The organism is Providencia sp. wls1914, assembly GCF_009706645.1.
GTDB classification, from domain to species: domain Bacteria; phylum Pseudomonadota; class Gammaproteobacteria; order Enterobacterales; family Enterobacteriaceae; genus Providencia; species Providencia zhijiangensis.
The window spans coordinates 153,585-173,571 of sequence record NZ_WLUN01000003.1 but is presented as its reverse complement, the minus strand read 5'-3'; the positions used below and the strand labels follow the sequence as shown (position 1 = coordinate 173,571).

16 protein-coding genes and 2 pseudogenes are annotated in these 19,987 nt (G+C 44.8%); 11 read left to right on the top strand and 7 right to left on the bottom strand.

Features of this window, described 5'->3' with window-relative positions:
* Positions 1-35: 35 nt before the first annotated feature.
* The 6 genes and pseudogenes from pstA to greB all read right to left on the bottom strand — a co-directional run bounded on the left by pstA (position 36) and on the right by greB (position 6,182).
* Entirely contained in the window at positions 36-917 is an 882-nt protein-coding gene (pstA, locus tag GKR74_RS01650; RefSeq protein WP_154602251.1) for a phosphate ABC transporter permease PstA, read from the bottom strand.
* A 1-nt stretch (position 918) separates the two neighbouring features.
* Positions 919-1,875 (bottom strand): phosphate ABC transporter permease PstC, encoded by a 957-nt coding sequence (gene pstC, locus GKR74_RS01645; protein ID WP_036948465.1) that lies wholly within the window; start codon positions 1,873-1,875, stop codon positions 919-921.
* A 111-nt stretch (positions 1,876-1,986) separates the two neighbouring features.
* Positions 1,987-3,030, bottom strand: a complete 1,044-nt coding sequence (gene pstS, locus GKR74_RS01640; protein ID WP_154602250.1) for a phosphate ABC transporter substrate-binding protein PstS — start codon at positions 3,028-3,030, stop codon at positions 1,987-1,989.
* Positions 3,031-3,552: 522 nt separating this feature from the next.
* Positions 3,553-4,866 (bottom strand): annotated as a pseudogene (gene envZ, locus GKR74_RS01635) (two-component system sensor histidine kinase EnvZ); the annotation flags it as partial.
* A 17-nt stretch (positions 4,867-4,883) separates the two neighbouring features.
* A pseudogene (gene ompR, locus GKR74_RS01630) lies at positions 4,884-5,582 on the bottom strand (osmolarity response regulator transcription factor OmpR); the annotation flags it as partial.
* A gap of 114 nt (positions 5,583-5,696) precedes the next feature.
* Positions 5,697-6,182: a transcription elongation factor GreB gene (gene greB / locus GKR74_RS01625; protein WP_036948453.1), complete on the bottom strand. Its 486-nt coding sequence runs from the start codon at positions 6,180-6,182 to the stop codon at positions 5,697-5,699.
* 162 nt (positions 6,183-6,344) lie between these two features.
* Here greB and GKR74_RS01620 point away from each other — a divergent pair, with 162 nt between their 5' ends.
* The 4 genes from GKR74_RS01620 to GKR74_RS01605 all read left to right on the top strand — a co-directional run bounded on the left by GKR74_RS01620 (position 6,345) and on the right by GKR74_RS01605 (position 12,007).
* Positions 6,345-8,687, top strand: coding sequence for a Tex family protein (locus GKR74_RS01620; RefSeq protein WP_154602249.1), 2,343 nt, complete (start codon positions 6,345-6,347; stop codon positions 8,685-8,687).
* A gap of 470 nt (positions 8,688-9,157) precedes the next feature.
* The gene (gene feoA / locus GKR74_RS01615) at positions 9,158-9,388 is read left to right on the top strand and encodes a ferrous iron transporter A (RefSeq protein WP_036948447.1); all 231 of its coding nucleotides are present in this window, start codon (positions 9,158-9,160) and stop codon (positions 9,386-9,388) included.
* Between the two features lie 56 nt (positions 9,389-9,444).
* Entirely contained in the window at positions 9,445-11,763 is a 2,319-nt protein-coding gene (gene feoB / locus GKR74_RS01610) for a Fe(2+) transporter permease subunit FeoB (RefSeq protein ID WP_154602248.1), read from the top strand.
* Between the two features lie 10 nt (positions 11,764-11,773).
* Entirely contained in the window at positions 11,774-12,007 is a 234-nt protein-coding gene (locus tag GKR74_RS01605; RefSeq protein ID WP_154602247.1) for a FeoC-like transcriptional regulator, read from the top strand.
* A gap of 39 nt (positions 12,008-12,046) precedes the next feature.
* Here GKR74_RS01605 and bioH read toward each other — a convergent pair whose 3' ends face one another.
* Positions 12,047-12,820 carry a pimeloyl-ACP methyl ester esterase BioH gene (gene bioH / locus GKR74_RS01600; RefSeq protein ID WP_154602346.1) on the bottom strand — a complete coding sequence of 258 codons (774 nt, stop codon included), beginning with the start codon at positions 12,818-12,820 and terminating at the stop codon, positions 12,047-12,049.
* 56 nt (positions 12,821-12,876) lie between these two features.
* Here bioH and GKR74_RS01595 point away from each other — a divergent pair, with 56 nt between their 5' ends.
* From GKR74_RS01595 to GKR74_RS01565, 7 genes are all read left to right on the top strand, one after another.
* Entirely contained in the window at positions 12,877-13,560 is a 684-nt protein-coding gene (locus GKR74_RS01595) for a phosphoribosyltransferase family protein (protein WP_154602246.1), read from the top strand.
* A gap of 63 nt (positions 13,561-13,623) precedes the next feature.
* On the top strand, positions 13,624-14,202 hold the full coding sequence (gene nfuA / locus GKR74_RS01590) for a Fe-S biogenesis protein NfuA (RefSeq protein ID WP_036948432.1): 579 nt from the start codon (positions 13,624-13,626) through the stop codon (positions 14,200-14,202).
* A 99-nt stretch (positions 14,203-14,301) separates the two neighbouring features.
* Positions 14,302-14,625, top strand: a complete 324-nt coding sequence (glpE, locus tag GKR74_RS01585) for a thiosulfate sulfurtransferase GlpE (RefSeq protein WP_036948430.1) — start codon at positions 14,302-14,304, stop codon at positions 14,623-14,625.
* Positions 14,626-14,641: 16 nt separating this feature from the next.
* Positions 14,642-15,487: a rhomboid family intramembrane serine protease GlpG gene (glpG, locus tag GKR74_RS01580; protein ID WP_154602245.1), complete on the top strand. Its 846-nt coding sequence runs from the start codon at positions 14,642-14,644 to the stop codon at positions 15,485-15,487.
* A 27-nt stretch (positions 15,488-15,514) separates the two neighbouring features.
* Positions 15,515-16,273: a DeoR/GlpR family transcriptional regulator gene (locus tag GKR74_RS01575; protein ID WP_036948423.1), complete on the top strand. Its 759-nt coding sequence runs from the start codon at positions 15,515-15,517 to the stop codon at positions 16,271-16,273.
* Between the two features lie 258 nt (positions 16,274-16,531).
* Complete coding sequence (glpD, locus tag GKR74_RS01570; RefSeq protein WP_154602244.1) at positions 16,532-18,034, top strand: glycerol-3-phosphate dehydrogenase; 1,503 nt, start codon at positions 16,532-16,534, stop codon at positions 18,032-18,034.
* Positions 18,035-18,382: 348 nt separating this feature from the next.
* Positions 18,383-19,966: an ATP-binding cassette domain-containing protein gene (locus GKR74_RS01565; protein ID WP_154602243.1), complete on the top strand. Its 1,584-nt coding sequence runs from the start codon at positions 18,383-18,385 to the stop codon at positions 19,964-19,966.
* Positions 19,967-19,987 lie beyond the last annotated feature (21 nt).

The following is a 19,987-nucleotide window of genomic DNA, read 5'->3' as shown; positions in this document are numbered from 1 at the left end:
TACTTCTCTCTATCAATTCTTTTATTCGTCTGGGATTAGTGTTTTTTCTGTGCAAACACAACACGGGCAATGATATTAATTAACAGAACACATAGGGTGATAAGGAGAACCCCTGCCCATGCTAATTCCTGCCATTCAGAGAACGGACTCATTGCAAATTTGAAGATAGTCACTGGTAAGTTAGCAATTGGCTCATTCATGTCGGTACTCCAGAATTGGTTCGACAGTGACGTGAACAGCAACGGTGCGGTTTCCCCCGCAATACGCGCAATAGCCAGCAAAATACCGGTAATAATCCCAGATACAGATGCTTTTAATGTAATGGATAAAATCATTTTCCATTTTGGTGTGCCCAATGCATATGCCGCTTCACGCAGGCTATCTGGCACAAGTTTCAACATATTCTCAGTGGTACGGATAACAATTGGGATTTGCAGTAATGCAAGTGCAATCACCCCTGCCCAACCCGAGAAATGCTGCATTTGAGCCACCACAATGGTGTAAACAAACAGACCAACCACAATTGAAGGCGCAGATAACAGAATGTCGTTAATAAAACGCGTCACCGAAGCTAACCACGACTTGCGACCATATTCCGCTAAGTAGATGCCCGCTAAAATCCCTAATGGTGTTCCGATAACGGTCGCCCATAAGATTAGCAATCCACTTCCCACAATAGCGTTCGCCAAACCACCGCCTTCTGTATTTGGCGGCGGTGTCATTTCAGTAAACAGATTGAGGGACATGCCATCAATCCCTTTGGTTACCGTGGAGAATAAAATCCACACTAACCAGAACAGACCAAATGCCATCGTCAGCATGGAGACTAATAATGCCATTCTGTTGACTTGACGGCGCCATGCTTGGCGGCGTGCACGTTCTTTTTGATTCACTACAACAGGTTCAGAAATCGACATATTAGCGTCCCTCATTCTTAGCAAGGCGCATTACCATCAGCTTGGAAATCGCCAGAACGATGAAGGTAATCACAAACAGAATTAAACCAAGTTCCATCAGTGCCGCTGTATGTAAACCACTTTCCGCTTCAGCAAATTCGTTCGCCAGCGCAGAGGTAATACTGTTACCCGGCATAAACAGTGAAGGGCTATCGAGCTGGTAAGTGTTACCAATGACGAATGTCACCGCCATTGTTTCTCCCAGAGCACGACCTAACCCCAGCATCACCCCGCCAATTACCCCATTACGGGTATAAGGCAGAACGATGTTCCAAATCACTTCCCATGTAGTACAGCCAATTCCATAGGCTGACTCTTTCATCATCACAGGAGTTTGTTCAAATACATCGCGCATTACCGAGGCGATGTAAGGAATGATCATAATGGCGAGGATAATACCCGCAGCAAGAATACCGATACCAAACGCAGGGCCGGTGAACAGTTCGCCAACAATTGGAATGCTCGACATGACATTACCAACGGGTTCTTGGAAGTATTCTGCAAATAACGGAGCGAAGACAAACAGTCCCCACATACCATAAACAATACTTGGGATTGCAGCGAGAAGCTCAATCGCAATACCTAATGGGCGTTTTAACCAGTTAGGCGCGAGCTCTGTTAAGAATAATGCGATACCAAAACTCACTGGTACGGCGATAATCAGAGCGATTAATGATGTAACGATGGTGCCGTAGATAGGCACTAATGCACCAAACTGTTCTGCTGGCGCATCCCACTCTTTATTCCACAAAAACGAAAACCCGAATTTCTGCATACTTGGCCAAGATGCGAAAATCAGGGAAATAATAATGCCACCAAGCATGAGGAGAGTGATTAGCGCAGCTATTTTGACTAATGCACTAAAAATCACGTCGCCCGATTTACTAGGGGCTTTGAATGCCGTTATTTTTTCGGCCATGCGCTTTGTTCTCATTCCATGCCTACTTTGCAGTAGGACTTACGTTACTACGGTGAATAAGCGGGAGCTATTCCTCAGCACCCGCTTACCCTTTTCCAACCCGAGGGGCACTTAGAACAGTGCTTTACCTTGGCTATCTTTTACTTCTGTTTTCCATGCTGCACGTACTGCGGTCACAACTTCTTGAGGTAACACAGCGTAATCTAATGCTTCTGCTTGTTTACCACCTTTGTCGTAAGCCCAGTTGAAGAAATCAAGAACCGCTTTACCTTTCTCAGCATCCGCTTGTTGCTTGTGAACTAAGATGAATGTGGTTGAGGTAATTGGCCATGCGTTAGCGCCTTCACGGTTAGTCAGGTCTTGTGCAAATGATTTAGACCAGTCCACTTTTTTCGCTGCTGCGCTGAAGCTTTCACCTGTTGGTGAAACTGGCTGACCATCTGCAGAAACCAGCTTAGTATACGCAAGATTATTCTGTTTTGCGTAAGCATATTCTACATAACCGATAGAGCCTGGCAGACGTTGAACAAAGGCTGCAACGCCGTCGTTACCTTTACCGCCTACGCTGTTTTTCGGCCAGTTAACCGTTGAACCTGCACCGACTTCATCTTTCCAATTTGAGCTAACTTTTGCTAAGTAGCTTGTGAAGACGAATGTGGTACCAGAACCATCAGAGCGGCGAACCACTGCGATGTTTTGGTCAGGTAATTTTACGTTTGGATTCAGTTTTGCGATGGCAGGGTCATTCCATTTAGCAATTTTGCCTAAGTAGATGTCGCCCAGCGTTTTACCATCAAGAACCAGCTGATTAGATTGGATGCCTTTAACGTTTACTGCTAAAACCACGCCACCAATCACGGTTGGGAATTGGAACAAGCCGTCTTCTTTGAGTTTTTCATCAGTCAATGGCGCATCAGACGCACCGAAATCAACTGTTTTTGCATTAATTTGTTTTACACCACCAGAAGAACCGATCCCCTGATAGTTAATTTTATTACCTGTTTCTTTCTGATAAGTATCTGCCCACTTCGCATAAACAGGAGCAGGGAATGTCGCGCCAGCTCCGGTCAGGCTGGTAGCAGCAAAAGAAGACATTGCAGTCAGAGATAAGGTTGCTGCCATTACGCTTGCTAGTGTGGTACGCATCATTTTCATAATCCCTCCGGGGATGTAAGAAATAATCAAGTATTAAATTATTGGGTGTATGTCACGGTAGGGAAAATAGGACAATTGAGTTACGGCAATATGTCATCTTTATGACAGTTTTATGACATTTGCGGATTTTATCGACATGATTAAGTGTAGCAGAATGGGACAAAAATGATTATTTTCTTATTTTTCAATCAAATAGATGACACTAACGAATATGACAGCTTAGCGTTTGGAATATGACATATTGTCATAAATGAAAAAATTTCTTTCTATCTTTCTACACAACATATCTCTAAGTATTTCAGCTTGTAGGTAGGCGACAAGAGAAGATATCTCAGGGAGCATACACAAGTATGTGACCTGAGTAGCTGAGCGTAGTCAACACCCCTACAAGTTGAAATACGACGAGATACGGCAAGTGAAGTTATCCCTGGGAGCATACACAAGTATGTGACTAGGGTTAACGAGCGCAGCCAACAATGCTACAACGCGAAATACGACGAGATATCAGTCTTCACGTTCTTTTAGGGGGAGAAGTGCCCTAATCGCAAACCCGCCGCGCTCACTTTTATGGATCTCAATATTCCCTTCGTGAGCATCTATAATTCTGCGAATTATCGCGAGCCCCAGCCCTGTACCTTTGTTACTGCGGGCTTTTTCACCCTGTACGAACGGCTGGAATAGTCGTTGAATGTCTTCTTCTTTGATCCCTGCGCCATCATCTTCAACTTGGAACCAAACATAATCTTCGTTTTTACCACTGCTGACTTTGATCCAGCCATTTCCGTAGCGATAAGCGTTGACTATCATGTTGGTAATCGCGCGTTTGATAGCAAGATGGTTACCGTTAAACATCACTGGCCCTGGGACTAAATTGGTTTCAATTTCCCCCACGACGTTGGTTTCAGCAACAACAGCCTCATTGAGGATAGCGTTAAGATCGCAGAATTCCATATCCATCTCTTGCCCTGTTTTCAGGTAAGACATGAATTGACCGATGATTGCGTCACACTCTTCAATATCTTTATTGATAGATTCAGCAAGATAACCATCTTCAGGCCCCATCATTTCCGTTGCGAGACGAATGCGGGTTAGTGGCGTTCTAAGGTCATGACTGACCCCTGCCATTAATACTGTACGATCATTTTCGAGGGATTTTATCCCTGCCGCCATATGGTTGAACGAGCGAATAGCCGCACGCACCTCAGTGGCACCTTTCTCTTGCATCGGCGGCATAACATGCCCCTTTCCGACCTCACCCGCGTGATATTCCAGCTCCAATAATGGCTTATTTTGATAGCGAATATAGAGCCAAACCCCTGCAAAGATAGTGAGGAAGACCGTGAGTGTATAGCGGAAAACTTGAGAAAACTGATTTTGACCGATTTCGGTGAGTGGAACGCGCACCCAAATATCCGGTGCTAGGTAGGATGTTAACCACAATATCGGATACTCACGCCCAAGTTCCAGATGCACGCTGGCCTTGCCACCTAAGTATTCCGACATGTTTTCACTTAGAAAATCATACTCTTTTGCCCAGTTTAATCCCTCTTCCATCGCCGCTGAATGGGCGTAAAAGGTAATCCCGAGCTCATTGTAGATTTTTTTACGTAATGCGGGTGAAACTCGCACTGAGGTTCCATCTTGTAGAACCATTTTCTCTGTCATTAATGTTCGCACTTCATAAGCAAGCACTTTATTGAACTGCTGTAAGCTTGGCATCACAACAAAATTCAATACAACCATGTAGCTGGTCACAAGGCTTGCGAACAGGAGCGCAACGAACAAAAATAACGAGCGAGAAAATGTACTACGTCGTGAGAACCTCAGTCGCTTCATGCTTTACTTCCATCTGGAACAAATACGTATCCTAAGCCCCAAACGGTTTGAATGTAACGTGGGTGCGCAGGATCTTCTTCAATCATACGGCGTAAACGTGAAATTTGAACGTCGATAGAACGTTCCATCGCACTGTATTCACGACCTCGAGCCAAACTCATCAGTTTGTCACGAGATAATGGTTCGCGTGGATAAGAAACTAATACTTTCAACACCGCAAACTCACCACTGGTTAATGGCATATTTTCTTCGCCTTGGAACATTTCACGGGTTCCGAGGTTCAGTTTGAATTTACCAAAAGTGATGACGGCATCATCTTGCGATGGCGCACCCGGTAACTCGTTCGCTTGGCGACGCAGCACCGCACGAATACGCGCTAACAGTTCACGAGGGTTAAACGGTTTAGGGATATAGTCATCCGCACCAATTTCTAAGCCCACAATACGGTCAACTTCTTCGCCTTTCGCGGTAACCATAATGATTGGAATTGGGTTGTTTTGACTACGTAAACGACGGCAAATGGATAAGCCATCTTCCCCAGGAAGCATTAAGTCCAATACGATTAAATGAATAGATTCCCGCGTTAGGATCCTGTCCATCTGTTCAGCATTCGCTGCACTTCTTACCTGAAAACCCTGCTCGGTGAGGTAACGTTCAAGCAGAGCACGTAAACGCATATCATCATCGACGACGAGAACTTTATAACTTTCCTGCATTTATAGCCCCCAAAGTGTGGAATTTTAGAATTATTCTGCTGATGAAAGTAACAAAAATAATATTCATGCCATTAATTTACCATTAACACTAACTTTAATGAATCATTTTACTCTTTAACTGATTAATGGTTTATAGCTAATCTCTAGCACAAAATACGTGACTTTTCCGCCCGGCGTGGTAACGACCACTTCATCATCAACCTGCTTGCCAATTAATGCGCGAGCAACTGGTGAATCGATAGAAATCCACTGCTTAGCAGGATCAAATTCATCAGCCCCCACTAACCGGAAAATTCTGATATTTTCATTATCATCTTCAAGCTTAACCCATGCGCCAAAAAACACACGCCCCTCTTGTCGAGGATCGGGTTCAACAATTCTAAGCTGATCCAATCTTTTGGATAAAAAACGAATACGGCGGTCTATTTCCCGCAGCCGTTTTTTACCGTAGATATATTCTGCGTTTTCGGAACGGTCCCCCTGAGCTGCGGCTTCAGAGACGGATTGTGTTACTCGAGGGCGCTCTTCTTTCCAAAGATATTTAAGTTCTTTGTCTAAAGCGTCCCATCCTTCACGGGTAATTAAAAGGCTCTTATTCATTTCATTAAAGGTATATAAATCGGATAATTATAATATTTTATAAAATATAATCTGCGACTTGCCTACCACTAGGCAAAAATTCTGTCTGGCAATTCTGTCTACCAGCAAGTATAACTGTGCAGTCTATTTTCACTGTTCTTTGAGTAGGTATTTAAACACGACATGAATGAAACTCTAAGCCAAATTATTGCGGCCGAACTACAAGCCCAACCAAAACAGGTGTTTTCAGCCATTACATTATTGGATGAAGGCAATACCGTCCCATTTATCGCCCGCTACCGTAAAGAGGTTACGGGGGGATTGGATGACACTCAGCTACGCCAGCTAGAGAGCCGTTTAGGGTATTTGAGAGAGTTAAACGACCGTAAGCAAACCATTTTAAAATCCATTGATGAACAAGGTAAGCTTACTCCAGAACTCGCTTCTGCCATCAACACAACGCTGAATAAAACCGAACTCGAAGACCTTTACCTTCCTTACAAACCAAAGCGCCGTACTCGTGGACAAATTGCTATCGAAGCGGGCTTAGAACCCTTAGCGGATACGTTGTGGAACGATCCGAGCCAATCACCGGATACACTTGCACAAAGCTATGTTGACGCAGATAAAGGCATCACGGATACCAAAGCCGCTTTAGATGGTGCTCGCTACATTCTAATGGAGCGTTTCGCCGAAGATGCTTCCTTATTAGCAAAAGTTCGCGACTATATTTGGAAAAATGCGCACATTGTTTCTGTTGTTGCTGATGGCAAACAGACTGAAGGCGTGAAATTTAGTGACTATTTTGATCACCATGAACCGGTTGCTCACGTTCCTTCACACCGCGCTTTGGCCATGTTCCGTGGTCGCAATGAAGGTGTTTTGCAGTTATCCCTCAACTGTGATCCTCAATTTGAAGAGCCGCCAAAAGAGAGCTATTGCGAAGAAATTATTACGCGCCATTTAGATGTGCGCTTAAACAATGCCCCTGCTGATCAATGGCGTAAAGCTGTCATCAGCTGGACTTGGCGGGTCAAAGTGTTGCTGCACTTAGAAACTGAAATCATGAGCGCCCTGCGCGAGAAAGCGGAAGAAGAAGCAATTAACGTATTCGCCCGTAATCTCAGTGACTTATTGATGGCAGCGCCTGCGGGTATGCGTGCCACGATGGGGCTCGATCCGGGCTTACGTACCGGTGTAAAAGTGGCGGTCGTTGATGCGACGGGTAAAGTAATGGCGACGGATACCATTTACCCGCACACTGGCCAAGCTGCCAAAGCGGCTGCTATCGTGGCAGCATTATGTCAAAAATATCACGTCGAGCTGGTCGCGATTGGTAACGGAACCGCCTCACGAGAAACCGAACGCTTCTTTGCTGAAGTACAAAAACAGTTCCCTGACGTCACGGCACAAAAAGTGATTGTCAGTGAAGCTGGCGCCTCTGTTTATTCTGCTTCTGAGCTGGCAGCATTAGAGTTTCCTGATTTAGACGTTTCTTTGCGTGGCGCAGTTTCTATCGCTCGCCGCTTACAAGACCCGCTAGCTGAGCTGGTGAAAATCGACCCGAAATCTATCGGGGTCGGCCAGTACCAACATGATGTTAGCCAAACTCAGCTAGCCCGTAAGTTAGATGCGGTCGTTGAAGACTGCGTAAACTCCGTCGGCGTCGATTTGAATACCGCCTCTGTTGCGCTACTCACCCGTGTTGCAGGGTTGAGCAAAATGATCGCGCAAAATGTTGTCGATTGGCGTGATGCTAACGGTCAATTCAATGATAGAAAACAGTTACTTAAAGTTGCTCGTTTAGGGCCAAAAGCCTTTGAACAGTGTGCTGGATTCTTGCGTATCACCAATGGGGATAACCCACTGGACGCCTCAACGGTTCACCCAGAAGCCTACCCAATTGTTGAAAAAATTCTTGAAGCTGTGCGCCAGCCGCTGAAAGAGATTATGGGCAATTCACAGGTATTAAATGGCTTAAGTCCACGTGAATTTACCACCGAACAGTTTGGGGTTCCTACCGTTACTGACATCATCAAAGAGCTGGAAAAACCGGGTCGTGACCCACGTCCTGAGTTTAAAACAGCAACTTTTGCTGATGGTGTCGAAACGATGAATGACTTAACTCCGGGAATGATCTTAGAAGGCGCGGTAACTAACGTCACTAACTTCGGGGCATTTGTGGATATTGGTGTTCATCAAGATGGCCTGGTGCATATTTCTTCCCTTTCAAACAGCTACGTTGAAGATCCTCACAAAGTCGTCAAAACGGGTGACATTGTGAAAGTCAAAGTACTGGATGTGGATATTGCCCGTAAGCGTATTGCGCTCACTATGCGCTTAGATGAGCAAGCGGGTGAAGGTAGCAGCGCACCTCGCAGTGCGGCTCCAGCACAAGATAGAAATACCCGCAAAGCGCCTGCCCCTCGAGGAAATGCGCGAGGAAATTCATCATCTAACTCCGCGGCGTCTAGCAACAGTGCGATGAGCGATGCACTTGCTGCCGCTTTCGGTAAAAAGCGCTAAGCCCTTAGTAAAAAAGTACTAAGACAAGATACCCTTGCTGTTTCATCGGCAAGGGCATTTATTAAAATGCATTTAATCATCTCTCAGTACTTAATTTAAACATATTCCATTTTTCTTATAAAAATAAATTAAATAACTAATTCAATTTATTATCTGCACTTTGTCTTATTTAATTATATTAATTAACAATACTAACATCTGCATTTTAGTTTTAAAAAACTCCACCAACTAAATCCCTTTTTGATCCACATCATTTAATATTGTCCGAAAAAGAGGCTAAATATAACCATGGTAGATGATTATGATTCTCATTGTTAATTAGATTTAATTTTATCTTCCACTCTATTTCTTTTAACGATAACCACTTTTATAATAATAATTATCAATATTATTCTTAATAACACTCTCTGTAATTTAACATCGTAATTTTCATGTTAAATCAACAGAATAAACCGTAATTGGAAGGTACTATGTCCATACTTCCTCAATGCAGTTATAAAATACTTGGCTTTTCACCAGAGATAAGTCCGGCCTATCGCCAAAAATTACTTTCCCTTGGTCTGCTTCCAGGCTCAGTGTTCAAAGTTGTGCGCGTAGCGCCATTTGGTGATCCCGTGCAAATTGAAACTCATCGCGTCAGCTTAGTATTACGCAAAAAAGATTTAGCTCTGATCAACTTAGATGAAGCTCAAGCGAACTAATTATTTTTGGATTAATTCCAATAAAGATTTTCATTTTCACGACTGGCATACACACTATGAAACCATTAACTATCGGCCTTATTGGCAACCCTAACGCTGGTAAAACAACCTTGTTTAACCAGTTAACAGGGTCACGTCAGCGCGTCGGTAACTGGGCAGGAGTGACCGTCGAACGTAAAGTTGGACGCTTCCACACCCCTGAACACAAGATTGAACTTGTTGATTTACCAGGTACTTATTCCCTTACGACTATTTCAGAGCAAACCTCCCTCGATGAGCAAATCGCCTGCTACTTTATTTTAAGTGGCGAAGCCGACATGTTGATCAACGTGGTGGATGCCTCAAACCTCGAGCGCAATTTATATCTGACATTACAACTTGTTGAGCTAGGTGTTCCCTGCATCGTCGCACTGAACATGTTGGATATAGCCAAAAGCCAACATATCGATATCGATGTAAAACAGCTCGAAAAGCAGCTAGGTTGCCCTGTAATTCCAATGGTCTCTACCCGTGCAACAGGGCTTGAACAGCTCAAACAAGCGATTGATAGCCATCCTCAAAATAGCCAACAAGCCTTAGTGCAATATCCACCACAACTGTTACAAACCGTGGATATGCTTTCAGAGCAAATTTCTGCTCAGCAATTTAGTCAGCAGCAGCGCCGTTGGTTAGCTCTCCAAATTTTAGAAGGCGATATTTATAGCCGCCAGCGGGCTGATATCTCCGAACAAGTATTTGCTGAAACTCGCCTTAAACTCAAAGAGACCTTGCAAGAAGAACCTGAGTTACTCATTGCAGATGCTCGCTATCAATCCATTGCCTCAATTTGTGACGCCGCGATTAATAACAGTGCCGCTGAGCCGAATAAACTCACTCAAGCGCTGGATAAATTTATCTTGAACCGCTGGCTTGGCGTGCCAATTTTCTTGTTCGTGATGTACCTGATGTTCGTCCTTGCGATCAATATTGGTGGCGCTTTACAGCCGTTCTTTGAAGGGGCGTCTGAGGCTATCTTTATTCATGGCATTCAATGGATTGGTGCAACCGCAAACTTCCCTGATTGGTTGACCGTTTTCCTTGCTCAAGGTGTTGGCGGTGGTATCAATACGGTTCTGCCACTAGTACCACAAATCGGTATGATGTACCTGTTTTTATCTATTTTGGAAGACTCCGGCTATATGGCTCGAGCGGCTTTCGTGATGGATAGACTGATGCAATCTCTTGGTTTACCGGGTAAATCCTTTGTTCCTTTGATTGTTGGCTTCGGTTGTAACGTGCCTTCCATCATGGGTGCACGCACCTTAGATGCACCTCGTGAACGCTTGATCACTGTGCTTATGGCGCCGTTTATGTCCTGCGGCGCTCGCTTAGCTATTTTCGCAGTATTTGCAGCGGCGTTCTTTGGTAAAAATGGCGCAAGCGTCGTGTTCTCCCTCTACATTCTCGGTATTGTCGTGGCAATCCTAACAGGCCTGCTACTGAAACATACCTTGATGCGCGGTGAAGCATCCCCGTTTGTGATGGAACTGCCGGTCTACCATGTACCTCATGCAAAAACATTGCTCATCCAAACTTGGCAGCGTTTAAAAGGCTTCGTGATCCGTGCGGGTAAAGTCATTGTGGTGGCGAGCATTTTCATTGGCGCGCTAAACAGCTTTTCGTTATCCGGCAAGCCTGTGGACAACATCAATGATTCCGCGCTGGCTTCCGTCAGTAAAGTGATCACTCCAGTATTACAGCCTATTGGTGTGCACAATGATAACTGGCAAGCAACTGTCGGTTTGATCACCGGTGCAATGGCTAAAGAAGTGGTTGTTGGAACCTTAAATACCCTGTACACCGCCGAGGCGATCACCAGCGAACCTTTCGATGCCGAATCTTTTGACCTGCTCGATGAGTTAGGCGCAGCAGTCACGGATACATGGGATAGCTTAAAAGAGACATTTTCCATCAGCGCATTATCTAACCCAATCGAAGCGAGTATGGGTGATGCTGAGATGGCAACAGGTTCCATGGGTACCATGGCGGCGAAATTTGGTTCCGATATTGCAGCGTATAGTTACTTAATCTTTGTGCTGCTGTATGTGCCTTGTGTGTCAGTAATGGGAGCAATCGCCCGTGAAACCAACAAAAGCTGGATGACTTTCTCTATTCTGTGGGGATTAAACGTGGCTTATAGCCTCGCAGCGCTGTTCTATCAAACCGCCACATTTAGCGAACATCCACAAAGCAGCTTGGTCATAATTGGCGCTGTGCTGCTGTTTAATATTGTACTCATCACCGCTCTACGCCGCATGCGCAGCCGCGTGACGTTCAATATTAAATCCAAAACAGCGCAACAGTGTTCAGGTTGTTCTAACAACAGTTGCCACTAAGGAAAATACGATGGCCAGCTTGCTACAAGTCCGAGATTTAATTGCATTATATGGGCAAGCTGACATTGCGCTTCTGAGTTCTCAACTAAACGCCCCTGCTGCACTGGTGAATGCCATGGCTGAAAAGCTGGTCAGTATGGGGAAAATTGAAAAAGTCGATGTGAGCGCGTGCCTTACGGGTACCAGTTGTAAAGGATGCCCCGAGAGTCACGATTGCTCACATTTTGTCTATAAGATTAAATAGTTATTTCCATTTCAGCGAATTAACTTCTAATACACTGATTTAGTTCAATGATTTCGCAAACTGAATCAATGTTTCACAAAACTCATCGGGATGAGAAATAAACGGTGCATGAGCGCTATTGCGCATCACAACGGATAATGAATTGGGATACAACTCGTCTAATTTCCCTGCGATTTTACGTGGAACCAAGCCATCTAAATAACCATAAATGCGTAAGAAAGGAACCTGTAAATGGGTGAGTTCCTCACGTAAATCTTCAATACGTAAAGATTCCAGCCCCATATTCAAGGCTTCAACCGATGGCATTGGCAACGCCAATACCACAGATTTCAATGTACGCGCATCCTCACGGGCGCTTTCTGTTCCCAATGTTTGTAGTGCCAGAAAACGCTCGACAGTACGCTGGAAATTTTCAGCCAGCATCTGCTCAAAATTAAGTAAGACTTCAGGTTTGATACCTTGCCACTCATCATGAGCGCCAAAGCAAGGGGAAGATGCCACGGTGATTAAGGCTTTTACCTCATTTGGGTGATCGAGCGCGATACGACTTGCCACTAACCCGCCGAGTGACCATCCCAGCCAAATCGCATTTTTAGGCGCTTGTTCCCAGATAACATCAGCCATGGATTGAATGCTCATTGGCGTAAAATCATGGCTACGCCCATAACCGGGTAAATCAACTAAATGGATGCGAAATTGCGAAGCCACTCGAGGAATAATTGTCTGCCAGACTTCGGCATTCAATCCCCATCCGTGCAGTAACACAATATCTTGTTTTCCTTCACCCACTGTCTGCCAATATAGCGTCGCCATGATTACACTCTCTTCACTGTTATTTTCATTCTGATTTTTCAATCTAGGACTCGCCTATGCTAGCAATGGAAGGGGTCTGTTGGCTATGCCGGCAGTTATTAAAAATTCCCCAGCAAGGGATATGCAGCTTTTGTATCAAAAAGTTACCGTCAATGCCGAAGGTTTGTCCACAATGCGCTCTTCCGTGTGAATATCACCAATTTCCTTGCGGACGCTGCCTTGTTCAGCCACCACCTTGGCAGAGGCTAATTACCGTAACGCCGTATCAAGCGCCATTACGCCAGCTTATCCATCAATATAAATTTCGCTATCAACCCCAGTTAGCTATCCCCCTGACGCGGATGTTTTTACTTTATTGGCTGAATGGATATCGCCAACAACAATGGAAAAAACCCGACTTATTGATAACCATACCTCCCCATCCTCGACGATGTTGGCGCCGAGGATTTGATCACATGGCATTAATTGGTGGTAATTTAACCACATGGTTAAATATTGCCTATTCGCAAAATTCATTATTGCGCTCTCGTGATACACTGGCGCAAGTTTCATTAACTCGTAAGCAGCGCCGCAATAACCTAAAAGAGGCATTTACCCTTGAAACTTCGGTTTCAGGTCTACACATAGCTATTATTGATGATGTGATTACAACTGGCTCAACCATGCATGCAGCCGCTCAATTGTTGATTTGTGCGGGAGCGCATACTGTTGACGCGTGGTCACTCTGTCGCACCTTGTAGGATGGGTGTAAATGGGCGTATTATAACCAACTAAAGCAGTCAACTATTATTGAGCAAGAGATTATGATTAATATTACAGAAGCAGCACAGACTCACTTCTCCAAGTTATTGGAAAGCCAAGAGTCAGGAACCCAAATTCGAGTATTTGTCATTAACCCAGGCACACCAACCGCGGAGTGTGGTGTTTCTTATTGCCCTCCTGGTGCCGTAGAAGCCACCGATAAAGAGCTGAAGTTTGAAAAACTCTCTGCTTACGTTGATGAAATTAGCGCACCATTCTTAGAAGATGCTGAGATTGATTTCGTCACTGACCAATTAGGCTCTCAGTTAACCTTAAAAGCACCGAACGCGAAAATGCGTAAAGTGTCTGAAGATGCGCCATTAATTGAGCGTGTTGAATACGTTTTACAATCACAAATTAACCCACAATTAGCGAGCCACGGTGGTCGTGTTTCATTAATGGAAATCACCGAAGATGGTTTTGCTATCCTGCAATTCGGCGGCGGCTGTAACGGTTGTTCCATGGTCGATGTGACGCTGAAAGAAGGTATCGAAAAAGAATTACTGAAAATGTTCGAAGGTGAATTAAAAGGCGTTAAAGACCTGACTGAGCACCAACGCGGCGAGCACTCTTTCTACTAATAGATTCTGCTCACACGCATTTTCTACTGAGTATCGGAGCATCCTCAGCACGCCTGTGGATGCTCTTTCATGACATATCCCCTAACTTTCCGGTATTTTATGGACCATTTTGAGACACTAACACCCGAACAAGCTTATCAGCACTGGTTAGATGGCACTGCTATCCTTGTCGATGTTCGCGATCCCCAAAGTTTTCGTGCTGGTCACGCGACAGGCGCTTATCACTTAACCAATGAGTCACTTCACCCGTTTGTCGAAAAAACAGATTACGAACAAACGATTATGGTGATGTGCTACCACGGTCACAGCAGCCAAGGCGCGGCGCAATACTTAATTAATATTGGTTTTGAATCTGTATATAGCATTAATGGCGGATTTGAGGCATGGTCACGAGAATACCCACAAGCCATTACGGCGCTCTAAACGAGACTGCGTATTTATGATCCACATTATCTCTTTTGAAAACCCACGGATGGCTCAAGCGTTTGTCGATTATATGGCAGGAAAAAATATCCAACTACAATTCCATCCATCCAACGACCAACAACATTATGAACTTTGGCTCGATGATGAGCAGCATGCGGAGCAAGTTCGCCAAGAGCTAGAAGCCTTTTTGCGCAATCCTAATGATCCTCGCTATCTCGAAGCCAGTTGGCAAACGGGTCGTACGGACGCCCAATTTCAATATCGTAACTATCTGACATTCAGTTATTTAAAACAGCAATCCGGCCCATTGACTATCGCCGTTATTTTGCTGTCTATCGCAGTCTATCTTTGGGTCACCCTGACAGATCCTCGTGTCGTTCTATACTATCTAGGTTGGCCTATTGGTGATCAGCAAAGCGAATTGTGGCGTTGGATAAGCCCAGCGTTCGTTCACTTTTCTATTTCGCACATCGGTTTCAACCTTGCGCTCTGGTGGTTTTTGGCCGGGCAAGTTGAGAAAAAAATGGGCACAGGAAAACTGTTCACCATTTTATTAGTCTCCGCATTATTCAGTAACTGGGGTCAATCCCTATTCAGTGAGAACAACTTTGGCGGTTTATCCGGTGTCGTTTATGCACTGGTTAGCTATGTTTGGATCACTGGCGAACGTCGTCCAGAAATCGGTATCGGTATCCCTCGCGGGCTCATGGTATTCTCAATTATCTGGTTATTCTTCGGTTACTTTGACCTGCTCGGTATGGACATTGCTAATGCCGCACATACTTCAGGGTTAATTATCGGATTATTGATGGGAATATGGGATAATAGGCTCAGTTTTAAACACCAAGGTTCCAAATAGAACATTTTATAATTAGAGGCTAATGCTGTGAAACAAACCCAGAGACATGATGCAATTGTTGAACTTGTGCGTCTTCAGGGATATGTCAGTACTGAAGAACTTGTCGAGCAGTTTGAGGTTAGCCCTCAGACCATTCGCCGAGACCTCAATGATCTTGCTGAACAAAATAAAATCCTACGACACCATGGTGGCGCAGCCTTGCCTTCGAGTTCCGTCAATACCGCCTACAATGACCGCAAAACCATGTGGTCTGAGGAAAAAGCGCGTATTGCTCAACGTGTGGCAAGCCAAATCCCTGACGGCGCAACCCTATTTATTGATATTGGTACAACCCCAGAGGCTGTCGCCCACGCATTGGTTAATCATAAAAACCTGCGCGTCGTGACCAACAACCTGAACGTTGCAACATTACTCATGGCAAAAGAGGATTTTCGTTTGATCCTCGCAGGCGGTGAAGTTCGCTCGCGTGATGGTGGGATTGTCGGTGAAGCCACCCTCGACTTTATCTCTCAGTTTAGGCTGGATTATGGCATTCTGGGGATCAGTGGGATTGATATGGACGGTTCATTGCTTGAATTTGATTACCATGAAGTTCGCACCAAGCGCGCGATTATTGAAAACTCTCGCCATGTCATGTTGGTTACCGACCACTCCAAATTTGGCCGAAATGCGATGGTGAATTTAGGTAATATGAATTTAATCAATACCTTGTTTACCACCCAAGCACCTCCAGCCAGTATCCTAAAGGTTATCGAACAGCATAACGTTCAATTAGAGCTCTGCTAGCCCCCCAGCTTTAACTTCTCAATGATGGTAGCTTGTCTACCATCAATTCTTATTTTTTCCTTTCTTTTCATTCTGTTGTCATCCTTTTGTCATATTGCCAATTTATTAAACAGATTAAATTTATACACAAAATGTTATTAGCATCACGCGCTTGTTATTTTTATGGATTACAGGTTGGCAGACGTACAAAATTTGATTACAATCAAATGAGCGAAAACGAACATTATAGAAAATGGTTCGAACATCTCAGGGGGATGCATGGAAACGAAAGACTTGATTGTAATTGGCGGCGGAATCAACGGCGCTGGTATTGCGGCTGATGCTGCTGGGCGTGGATTATCTGTACTGCTGCTTGAATCTCAAGACTTAGCGAGTGCAACTTCATCTGCAAGTTCGAAACTGATCCACGGTGGTTTACGCTACCTCGAACATTATGAATTTAGACTGGTGAGTGAAGCACTTGCAGAGCGTGAAGTCCTATTACGACTGGCTCCGCACATCGCATTCCCAATGCGCTTCCGTCTACCTCATCAGCCTCACTTACGCCCAGCTTGGATGATTCGTATCGGCCTGTTCCTGTACGATCATTTAGGTAAACGCGTTAGTCTGCCAAGCAGCAAGAGCTTAAAGTTCAACCAAAATTCCGTCTTAAAACCTGAACTAACCAAAGGTTTCGAATACTCAGATTGCTGGGTTGATGATGCGCGTTTAGTGGTATTGAACGCTCAAGAAGTGGTTCGTAAAAACGGTGAAGTTCGCACTCGCACAAAAGTGACTCGCGCATACCGTGAAGATGGTCTTTGGGTGGTTGAAGCTCAAGACTTACGTACTGGCGAAACTCATACTTGGAAAGCTAAAGGTCTAGTTAACGCAACAGGACCTTGGGTTAAAGAGTTCTTCGATGATGGCTTAAAACTGAAATCCCCTTATGGTATTCGTCTGATCAAAGGCAGCCATATCGTGGTTCCACGCGCTCACGATGAACCACAAGCGTATATCCTGCAAAACGAAGATAACCGAATCGTCTTTGTGATCCCTTGGATGGATGAATTCTCAATTATCGGTACCACCGATGTTGAGTACAAAGGGGATCCTAAAGATGTGAAAATTGACGAAAACGAAGTCAATTATCTGCTGAAAGTGTATAACGACCACTTCAAAAAACAGCTGACCAAACAAGATATTGTGTGGGATTACTCTGGTGTTCGCCCTCTGTGTGATGACGAATCAGACTCTCCACAAGCTATCACTCGTGACTACACTTTAGATATTCACGATGAAGAGGGTAAAGCACCATTATTGTCAGTCTTCGGTGGTAAATTAACCACTTATCGTAAACTGGCTGAAGCAGCTGTGGGCAAATTAGCGGCGTACTACCCTAACGCTAGCGGCCCTTGGACTAAAAACGGTCAGTTACCTGGTGGCGACATCGAAGGTTGTGACCGCGATGGTTACGCACGCGTATTAACCCAGCATTACCCATGGCTCCCAGAAGGCTTAGCACTGCGTTACGCAAGAACTTACGGTAGCAACAGTAAGCTGATTTTAGCGGGTGCAAACTCACTGTCTGATTTAGGTGAAGCATTCGGCGCAAACGTCTATGAAGCCGAATTACGCTACTTAGTCGAAAATGAGTGGGTTGTAGAATTAGACGATGCAATTTGGCGTCGTACCAAATTGGGCATGTGGCTGAACGACGCTGAGAAACAGCACATTGCACAATGGCTTGCAGAGCACACGAAAGTGGCTGTGACAGCATAATCTCGTAAGAGATACGCAGTAAGATAGAATCGTAAAAAACTCGTTGTTGTACCAAAAGCGCCTATCTGTGCCCACAGACTGGCGCTTTTACCTTGCTTCTTCCTCCTACTCCTGTTTATAATTCACTCGCAATTTTGCCCCTTCTAAAGTGAGCCTTTCCGACGATGAACTAAGTACTGCCAGAAAATATCCACAATGCCTTGTTTAAGGTCATTATTTTTCTGTTCTTGGCAGACACAGTTTTCATCGCTTCTTTTTCGAAATATGCTTTTTAAAAGAAAATGCTTCGAAAAATGATCGTGCGAAAGATAGCGTAACGTTGTCTGCCCCCTCTATTTGGAGGTCTCTATGACAATAGCTAACTCTGCTCTCGCGTGCCATTTTTCACAATTAACCATCGAGTTCGACCAATTCGCACTCTTTCCACCATTGAGTGGTAGCTTATTTCGCCAAAAAAATGCGCTAATTGGTCACAATGGTCGTGGAAAATCCGTATTAATGCGATTACTTGCCGGGCAACTCCCCCCCACTCACGGCAAAGTTGATTGGCATTTACCGATAATTCATGTGGATCAACTCAACCGCTTAACGGGTGATACCCTTGCTCAAGCACTAGGTATTGATGCACTTTGGCAAGCCTTTTCACGCATTGAACAAGGTCTCGGCACCATGACCGATTTCGAGCTAACGGAAGATAATTGGCATCTGCCTGCAACATGGGAAATGCTGTTAGCGTCTGCGCAGCTAACAGCATCAATGGATGCCCCTATTGAACAACTGAGCGGTGGTGAACGCACTCGCTTAGCGTTATGTCGTGCATTTTTACATCCTGACCATTTTCTTTTACTCGACGAACCCGACAACCACCTTGACCAACAAGGACGCCAATGGCTAAGTGAAAAACTCAGTCAGCACAAAGCCGGCTGTTTAGTCATCAGCCATAACCGGCATCTTCTTGAAAAGATGGATGCTATTTTTGAATTAACCGACAAAGGCTTAGTGGAATACGGCGGAAATTACACCCTGTATGATGAGCAAAAAACCTTTGCTATCAATGCCATTGAAGCAGAGGGCGAACAGCTTGAAAAACAGATCCGCCAAGAGAAAAAACAGCAGCAAGCCACCCTACAAAAAGCCGCCCAACGGCGTAAACAAGGTGAAAATATTCGCTATGGTGGTTCTCAATCCTTACTGTTACTCGATATGCAGAAAAACCGAGCCGAAAAAAGGCAATCTAATGTGGCGGAACGTCACCAGCGTGTATTAGGCGAATTACAGCATCAACATCAGCAGAATCAAGACAAAGTCTGCCATATTCAGCCGCAAAAAATGGTACTCAATTACCAAAGCGAAGGCGGGAAAGTGCGCATTTTTGTCTCCCAATTGATACTACCTTATGGGCAAACGGAGCCACTTTCATTTACCGCCTATAGCGGTGAACACTGGCACATCCAAGGGCACAATGGCTCGGGGAAATCCACCCTATTGAAAGTGCTGTCAAATCAGTTGCAGGCGCTGTCTGGAGAATATCGCATCAGCGGTACTTTTTGCTATTTAGACCAACATCTGAATCTTTTGGATAAATCGTTACCAGTTGCCGAGGCACTCTATCAATATCAGCCAGCGATTTCCGTAGAGCAGTGGCGCACTCAATTGGGTATGTTACGTATTCGAGGGGATAAATCGTTACTGCCGTTGTGCCAGCTCAGTGGTGGCGAGCAGCTCAAAGCGACGCTCCTAGCTCTGACGCATAGCCCTCATCCTCCCGCTGTTTTACTGCTCGATGAGCCAGACAATCACTTAGATTTAGATTCAAAACAGCTATTGGAAGGGCTATTACGGGATTACCAAGGGACACTGTTACTGGTTTCTCACGATGAAGCATTCGTGGAACAGTGCAATATTACCCATGATTTACAACTAGGCGGTTAATAAAGATTAAATAGTTAACTG

Bases quoted from the DNA above. Each gene is read 5' to 3' on its own strand.
- bioH (WP_154602346.1), bottom strand. From the start codon at position 12,820: ATGGCGACGCTATATTGGCAGACAGTGGGTGAAGGAAAACAAGATATT.
- glpG (WP_154602245.1), top strand. From the start codon at position 14,642: ATGATCCACATTATCTCTTTTGAAAACCCACGGATGGCTCAAGCGTTT.
- GKR74_RS01620 (WP_154602249.1), top strand. From the start codon at position 6,345: ATGAATGAAACTCTAAGCCAAATTATTGCGGCCGAACTACAAGCCCAA.
- greB (WP_036948453.1), bottom strand. From the start codon at position 6,182: ATGAATAAGAGCCTTTTAATTACCCGTGAAGGATGGGACGCTTTAGAC.
- pstC (WP_036948465.1), bottom strand. From the start codon at position 1,875: ATGGCCGAAAAAATAACGGCATTCAAAGCCCCTAGTAAATCGGGCGAC.
- GKR74_RS01595 (WP_154602246.1), top strand. From the start codon at position 12,877: ATGCTAGCAATGGAAGGGGTCTGTTGGCTATGCCGGCAGTTATTAAAA.
- feoB (WP_154602248.1), top strand. From the start codon at position 9,445: ATGAAACCATTAACTATCGGCCTTATTGGCAACCCTAACGCTGGTAAA.
- pstS (WP_154602250.1), bottom strand. From the start codon at position 3,030: ATGAAAATGATGCGTACCACACTAGCAAGCGTAATGGCAGCAACCTTA.
- glpE (WP_036948430.1), top strand. From the start codon at position 14,302: ATGGACCATTTTGAGACACTAACACCCGAACAAGCTTATCAGCACTGG.
- GKR74_RS01565 (WP_154602243.1), top strand. From the start codon at position 18,383: ATGACAATAGCTAACTCTGCTCTCGCGTGCCATTTTTCACAATTAACC.
- glpD (WP_154602244.1), top strand. From the start codon at position 16,532: ATGGAAACGAAAGACTTGATTGTAATTGGCGGCGGAATCAACGGCGCT.
- nfuA (WP_036948432.1), top strand. From the start codon at position 13,624: ATGATTAATATTACAGAAGCAGCACAGACTCACTTCTCCAAGTTATTG.
- pstA (WP_154602251.1), bottom strand. From the start codon at position 917: ATGTCGATTTCTGAACCTGTTGTAGTGAATCAAAAAGAACGTGCACGC.
- GKR74_RS01605 (WP_154602247.1), top strand. From the start codon at position 11,774: ATGGCCAGCTTGCTACAAGTCCGAGATTTAATTGCATTATATGGGCAA.
- feoA (WP_036948447.1), top strand. From the start codon at position 9,158: ATGTCCATACTTCCTCAATGCAGTTATAAAATACTTGGCTTTTCACCA.